Source organism: Streptomyces sp. NPDC000880 (genome assembly GCF_053599675.1).
The window spans coordinates 69,826-76,613 of the sequence record NZ_JBSFMS010000022.1 but is presented as its reverse complement, the minus strand read 5'-3'; the positions used below and the strand labels follow the sequence as shown (position 1 = coordinate 76,613).

At 68.3% G+C, this 6,788-nt stretch carries 6 protein-coding genes; 2 read left to right on the top strand and 4 right to left on the bottom strand.

Translation table 11 applies throughout. The features are described 5' to 3' along the window. The 3 genes from ACWDO5_RS10590 to ACWDO5_RS10580 form a co-directional block, all read right to left on the bottom strand. Nucleotides 1-946, bottom strand: a 946-nt coding sequence (locus ACWDO5_RS10590; RefSeq protein ID WP_450529944.1) for a glycoside hydrolase family 19 protein, incomplete at its 3' end; no start/stop codon positions are given. A 164-nt stretch (nt 947-1,110) separates the two neighbouring features. Beyond that, nucleotides 1,111-2,142, bottom strand: a complete 1,032-nt coding sequence (locus tag ACWDO5_RS10585) for a DUF4253 domain-containing protein (protein ID WP_450529943.1) — start codon at nt 2,140-2,142, stop codon at nt 1,111-1,113. Further along, nucleotides 2,139-2,651, bottom strand: a complete 513-nt coding sequence (locus ACWDO5_RS10580) for an imine reductase family protein (protein WP_450529942.1) — start codon at nt 2,649-2,651, stop codon at nt 2,139-2,141. Before ACWDO5_RS10580 ends, ACWDO5_RS10585 begins: the two co-directional genes overlap by 4 nt. On the opposite strand from ACWDO5_RS10580, the gene ACWDO5_RS10575 reads away from it, so the two are divergent. Further along, nucleotides 2,650-2,919, top strand: coding sequence for a DUF1876 domain-containing protein (locus ACWDO5_RS10575; protein WP_450529941.1), 270 nt, complete (start codon nt 2,650-2,652; stop codon nt 2,917-2,919). The two genes, ACWDO5_RS10580 and ACWDO5_RS10575, sit on opposite strands and share 2 nt — an antisense overlap. 113 nt (nt 2,920-3,032) lie before the next feature. Here the strand turns inward: ACWDO5_RS10575 and argS are convergent, their stop codons facing one another. Further along, entirely contained in the window at nt 3,033-4,802 is a 1,770-nt protein-coding gene (gene argS, locus ACWDO5_RS10570) for an arginine--tRNA ligase (RefSeq protein WP_450529940.1), read from the bottom strand. Between the two features lie 202 nt (nt 4,803-5,004). Here argS and lysS point away from each other — a divergent pair, with 202 nt between their 5' ends. Then, nucleotides 5,005-6,738 (top strand): lysine--tRNA ligase, encoded by a 1,734-nt coding sequence (gene lysS / locus ACWDO5_RS10565; RefSeq protein ID WP_450529948.1) that lies wholly within the window; start codon nt 5,005-5,007, stop codon nt 6,736-6,738. Nucleotides 6,739-6,788: the final 50 nt, after the last annotated feature.

Here is a 6,788-nt window from a genome sequence, read left to right as displayed (position 1 = left end):
GAGATGAACGTCGACGCGTTCCTGCAGCAGGCCGAGGAGTATGAGGCGGGCGGCAGTACAGGTTCGAGCCGGGCGTCGTGCCCAGGATCTGGACGAACTGCTGGTACTTGGTGACGCGGGACTGGACCTGGCCGGGGTTGCCGCCGTTGCACTCCAGGCTGCCGTTGATGCTCCGGATCGTCTCACCGAAGCCGCGGCTGTTGACCATCGCGTTGTGCGGGGTCATCGTGCCCGGGCCGGTCTGCGTGTTCCAGTACCAAAGGCCCGTCTTCCAGGCCACCGCGGCGTCGTTCTGCACAAGCCAGGGGTTGCCCAGCAGATCGATGCCGAGCGCGTCGCCCGCCGCCTTGTAGTTGAAGTTCCAGCTGAGTTGGATCGGCCCACGGCCGTAGTACGCCGCCTGGCCGGCCGGACAGCCGTAGGGCTGGCCCCAGTCGCAGTAGTGCGGGTAGTTGGCCTGGTTCTGCTCCACGATGTGGACCAGACCGCCCGTCTCATGGCTGACGTTGGCGAGGAAGGCCGCGGCCTCCTGCTTCTTGACGGTGTCGCTGCCGGTGTTCGCGAAGCCGGGGTACGCGCCGAGGGCGGCGTTCAGCCCGCTGTACGTGTAGAATGAATTCCGGTTCGGGAACATCTGGTTGAACTGCGCCTCGCTCACGACGAAGCCGGACGGGGACGGGTTCTGGCCGCCACTACAGGTGTACGGGTCCCAGTACCAGGTGCTGATGGTGGGGTCGTAACCCGGGTTGTCGTGCTCGGCTATGTAGTACTTGCCGTCCGTGTATCTGACAACGTTGCCAGTGCCGTACCAAGTACCGGCGGACCAGTTCGGCGCGGAGGTGCAGGCGTCCGCGGTGGCGGCGGTGGCGGCGGGCATGAAGACCGCGGCCAGTCCGCTTCCTACGAGGACCGCGATCAGCAACGCCATGATGCGGTGTCTCAGCACTCGATCACTCCTTTGCGCGGCAACGGCCTCGTCCGGAGCGGGCGTTGGGGCCTCCGGACAGGCCGTGGTGGGGGGCTGGTGCCGCACACTCAAGCGCGTTGGCGTGATCGAGTCAAGGTATAGACCAATGCCAGCCTGAGGTCAGCCGAAAATTGTTACTCCGGTCAGTCCCACCAGAAGGTCCAGTGCTGCCTGCCCAGTAGGCCCTCCGCCGCGTACTCGCGGATCGTGTCGTACCCCTGCCGGACGTTGTCCGGGCAGAACGCGTGGTGCTCGGCGGCGACTGCGAGCGCCTCCGTCATCATGCGGGGCGGGGCCGCGACGGACACGTCCACGCGGTCGAAGTGGAGCGCGACGACGCGGACACCGAAGCGGTCCTCCCAGGAGCGCAGCACGGCGGAGAGCAGGCCGGTGTCCGAGTGGTTACCAGCAGCGGTCCAGCCCAGCGCGCTGAGGATGTCCGCGCTGCGGCGTACGGGTATCAGCCCGGCCCGGGCGCCGGGCAGCCGGCCGGCTTTCAGCAGCTCGCCGGCGACGCGGGCGGCCGTGACGTCCGGGTCGGCCACCCGCTCGCCCGCGGGGGCGAGGCCCGGCCACTCGGGCGTGAACGGGGCGATGGTGTCCGCGTCGTCTTCGGCCTCGTTCTCCGCCATGTCGTAGTCCCACAGGGCCATCAGGACCTCTTCGACGTCGTGGTCGTCCGGACGGGCCACACGGTCGAGATCGAGACCCCGGTCCCAGGTGAGGGAGCGGTCCTCGTCGTTCACGAGCAGCACCGGGTGTAAGCCCGACGCCTCCCGGGCGGGGAGCAAGCGCGCCCAAGTGTCGTGCCGCGCGGGCTCGTTCGCGTACCAGAGGGACGGCTGGACGCGCATGGCACCGGGCGGCAGATCCAGGCCGAGGGCGTTCGGGTTGATCAGCATGTAAGCGACTTTAAGGGTCGCCACTGACAATTGGCTCAGAACAGGGTGGTGGTAAAGGCGGCCCATGTGGAGGGGGCGAGGGCGCGCATGGGGCCGTCGGGGTTCTTGGAGTCGCGGATTGTGTACGGCGGCGGGGTGGGCGGCTACCTCGACGCCGGCGCCGCCTTCGTCGCTGTTGTGCGTGGACTTGCGCCAGGCGTAGGCGACTTCGATGGAGGCGCCGCCGTCGTTGCCGCTGCGGCTGGACTTGAACCAGTGCAGTGCGGTGCTCATCGCCCTCCTGGCAAACGGTCCAACAGGCCCACGGTGTCTTGCAGGTCGGCGATACGGGACGCTCCGTCGGCCGCATGGCCCTCGTCGATCGCACGGTCCATGATCGCCTGGAGCGGCTCGAAGAGTTCCGTGCTGACTCCCTGGTCGCGGAAGGTGTCCAGGAGGTTGGGGAAGGCGGTCTGGCTGACGGCGAGGCTGGGGACATCCGTCAGGTGCTGTCCCGAGTCGATCGCCTTGGCCAGCTCCGGCGCGCTCGAGAGCATCGCGCTGATCCAGGGGACCAGGAGCTCGGAGAATTCGGTGGCTGGGATGTTCTCCGTACGCACCAGTGCGAAGGCCTGCAGGACGCCCATGAACATTCCGTACATGCCGGTCAGCAGCGCCAGGTCGTGCAGAGCTGCGAGGCCCGGGTCGGTGCCGGTCAGGTACTCATCATCTGGTAAGTGCTGTGGTGATCTCCGGCCGGGCGGCGCACTCTGGAAGAAGTACCGCTGGAGGTGATCCGCCATGCAGACACTCGTCGGATGGCACATCGAGATGGAGTTCCAGGAGGACGGCGACCGGACGAGGTCGGCCGCCATGGTGAGGCTCGGCGACGGCACGGAAATGCGCAGCCACGGCAACGCCCAACGCCACCGTTCCGACCCGGAGCAGCTGAGGGTGGGCGAGGAGATCTCGGGCGCACGGGCGCTCATGGACCTCGCCTCGCAACTGCTGCAGAAGGCCCACACAGAGATCGACGAAGCATCGGGCAGAACGTCGCGCCCGCTGATGTGACTGAAATGCGGTGACAGCCCCCGCCGGGGAACCGGTTGGGGGCTGTCACGTGGTGTGCGTCAGTGCGTGGCCGGACAAGGGCGGGCGGGTCCGCCCAGCCGTAGCCGTGAGCGTCAGAGGCGTTCAGGCGTGCGGATGCCGAGGAGCGCCATGCCCTGGTGGAGCGTACGGCCGGTCAGGTCGCACAGGAACAGACGGTTCTCGACGAGCTCCGGGGGGTTGTCCTCGCTCAGGACGTGGCACTGGTCGTAGAACGTCGTGAGGTGCGAGGCCAGTTGGTAGAGGTACGCGGCCAGCTTGTGCGGCTCGTACGAGGACGCAACCTCTGACAGGACCTCGCCGAACTGGTCCAGATGCAGGCCCAGCGCGCGCTCCGCCGGGGCCAGTTCGAGCTCCGGATGGGCGGCCGGCTTGACGTCGCCCGCCTTGCGGAGGATCGACCGGATACGGGCGTAGGCGTACTGCAGGTACACGGACGTGTCGCCGTTGAGCGACACCATCTGGTCCAGGTCGAACTTGTAGTCCCGCGCCGCCGAGGTGGACAGGTCCGCGTACTTCACCGCGCCGATGCCGACGTACCGGCCGTTCTCGACGATCTCCTCTTCGGTCAGGCCGACCTTCTCGGCCTTCTCGCGCACGACCGCCGTCGCCCGCTCCACCGCCTCGTCCAGCAGGTCCACCAGCCGCACCGTCTCGCCCTCACGGGTCTTGAACGGCTTGCCGTCCTTGCCGAGCACCGTGCCGAACGCCAGCTGGACGGCCTTCACCTCGTCGTTCAGCCAGCCCGCCCGGCGCGCGGTCTCGAAGACCATCTTGAAGTGCAGGGACTGCCGGGCGTCCACCACGTAGATGAGCGTGTTCGCCCTGAGGTTCTGCACCCGGTCGCGGATGGCGGAGAGGTCGGTGGCCGCGTAGCCGTAGCCGCCGTTGCTCTTCCTGACGATGAGCGGGGTCGGGTTGCCGTCCGGTCCCTTTACGTCGTCGAAGAAGACGCACAGCGCACCCTCCGAGCGGACCGCCACGCCGGACTCCTCCAGGAGGCGACAGGTCTCGTCGAGCATGTCGTTGTAGCCGGACTCGCCGACGATGTCGGGGTCGCGGATCTCCATGTCGAGCTTGTTGAAGACCGAGTAGAAGTAGATCTTCGACTCGTCGACGAAGCGCTGCCAGTGGGCGCGCGTCTCCGGATCCCCGGCCTGCAGCGCCACCACCCGGTCGCGGGCGCGGTCCTTGAACTCCTCGTCGGAGTCGAAGAGCGCGCGGGAGGCCTTGTAGATGCGGTCCAGGGAAGACATGGCCTCCTCGCCGGAGACCTCCTCGGCGCCCTCGTGGTCCAACTCGTGCGGGTGCTCGATCAGGTACTGGATGAGCATGCCGTACTGGGTGCCCCAGTCGCCGATGTGGTGGCGGCGGATCACCTGCTCGCCCGTGAACTCCAGGATCTGCACCATCGCGTCGCCGATCACCGCGGAGCGGAGGTGGCCGACGTGCATCTCCTTGGCCACGTTCGGCTGGGCATAGTCGATGACCGTCGTGCCCGCGTTCTCGGCGTACGGGACGCCCAGCCGCTCGTCGGCGGTGCGGGCGGCCAGGGTCTCGGTGATCGCCTTGTCCGTGATCGTGATGTTCAGGAAGCCGGGGCCGGAGACCTCGATGCCCCCCAGCACATCATTGGCCGGGATCGCCTCGACGACCTTGGTCGCCAGCTCGCGCGGATTGCCCTTCAGCTTCTTGGCGAGGGCCAGGATGCCGTTGGCCTGGAAGTCGGCCCGATCGCTTCGGCGCAGCAGCGGGTCGGCGGAGCCGGCCTCCGGCAGAGCTGCCGAGAGGGCGTCCGCGAGGCGTTGCTGCACGGTCGAAGCGAGGGAAGGGACCGAGGCCATGAGCTTCCGTTCCTGTCGAGGGTGTCGTGGGGTGTCTGGACGGTTGTCAAGTATTCCATGGAGACACAAGCCATTTCCCGCGAGAATGGCTGGGGAGCGGGCAACCTCGGAGGGGTGCCTCCCGTCTGGGAGAATGGTTTACAACCCAAGCAACCGAACCGACCGAATCAACCCGAGCAACCCGAGCATCAAGGACGAGGACGTGCCGATCGTGGCTCAGAGCAGCACCGAGACCGACTGGGTCTCCCGTTTCGCGGACGAGGTCATCGCCGAGTCGGAGCGACGTGCGCCTGGCAAACCCGTGGTCGTCGCGTCCGGCCTGTCGCCCTCCGGCCCGATCCACCTGGGCAATCTGCGTGAGGTGATGACCCCGCACCTGGTCGCCGACGAGGTCCGGCGGCGTGGGTACGAAGTCCGGCATCTGATCTCCTGGGACGACTACGACCGGTACCGCAAGGTGCCGGCCGGCGTGCCCGGTGTGGACGACACCTGGGCCGAGCACATCGGCAAGCCGCTGACCTCGGTGCCCGCGCCGGCCGGGTCGGCGTACCCGAACTGGGCCGAGCACTTCAAGGCCGCGATGGTCGGGGCGCTGGCCGAACTCGGTGTGGAGTACGACGGCATCAGCCAGACCGAGCAGTACACGGCGGGTGCGTACCGCGAGCAGATCCTGCACGCGATGAAGAACCGGGCGAAGATCGACGCGATCCTCGACCAGTACCGGACCAAGAAGGCTCCCGCGAAGAAGTCGCAGAAGCCGGTGGACGAGGCGGAGCTGGAGGCGGCGGAGGGTTCCGGCGCGGCCGCCGAGGACGACGGCAGTGGCGGCGCCGGGGGCTACTTCCCGTACAAGCCCTACTGCGGGCAGTGCGGGAAGGACCTGACGACCGTCTCGTCGTACGACGACGAGACGACCGAGCTGACGTACACCTGCTCGGCGTGCGGCTTCGGGGAGACGGTGCGGCTGAGCGAGTTCAACCGCGGCAAGCTGGTCTGGAAGGTCGACTGGCCGATGCGCTGGGCGTACGAGGGCGTGATCTTCGAGCCGAGCGGCGTCGACCACTCGTCGCCGGGGTCGTCGTTCGTCGTCGGCGGGCAGATCGTGCGGGAGATCTTCGACGGTGTGCAGCCGATCGGCCCGATGTACGCGTTCGTGGGGATCAGCGGCATGGCGAAGATGTCGTCCTCGCGGGGTGGCGTGCCGACGCCGGCCGACGCGCTGAAGATCATGGAGCCGCAGCTGCTGCGCTGGCTGTATGCGCGGCGGCGGCCGAACCAGTCCTTCAAGATCGCCTTCGACCAGGAGATCCAGCGGCTCTACGACGAGTGGGACAAGCTGGACGCCAAGGTCGCGGAGGGGACGGCGCTGCCCGCGGACGCAGCCGCCCACTCGCGGGCGGCGCGTACCGCCGCGGGTGAGCTGCCCCGTACGCCGCGCCCGCTGCCGTACCGCACGCTCGCCTCTGTCGTCGACATCACGGCGGGCCACGACGAGCAGACGATCCGCATCCTGAGCGACCTGGACCCGGCGAACCCGCTGTCCTCGCTGGACGAGGTCCGGCCCCGGCTGGACTGCGCCGAGAACTGGATCACCACCCAGGTCCCGGCCGACCAGCGCACCCTGGTGCGCGAGGAGCCGGACACGCAGCTGCTCGGCTCGCTGGACGACCGGGGGCGCGAGTCGCTGCGGCTGCTGCTCGAGGGGCTGGACACGCACTGGTCCCTGGACGGTCTGACGACGCTGGTCTACGGCGTGCCGAAGGTGATGGCGGGCCTGGAGCCGGACGCCAAGCCGACGCAGGAGCTGAAGGTCGCGCAGCGGTCGTTCTTCGCGTTGCTGTACCACCTGCTGGTGGGCAAGGACACGGGGCCGCGGCTGCCGACGCTGCTGCTGGCGGTGGGCGCGGACCGGGTGCGCAAGCTGCTCGGCGCGTAGCTGCGAGCTGCGGGTTCGTGGAGGGTTCCTGTCCGGTTCGGTACCGGGCG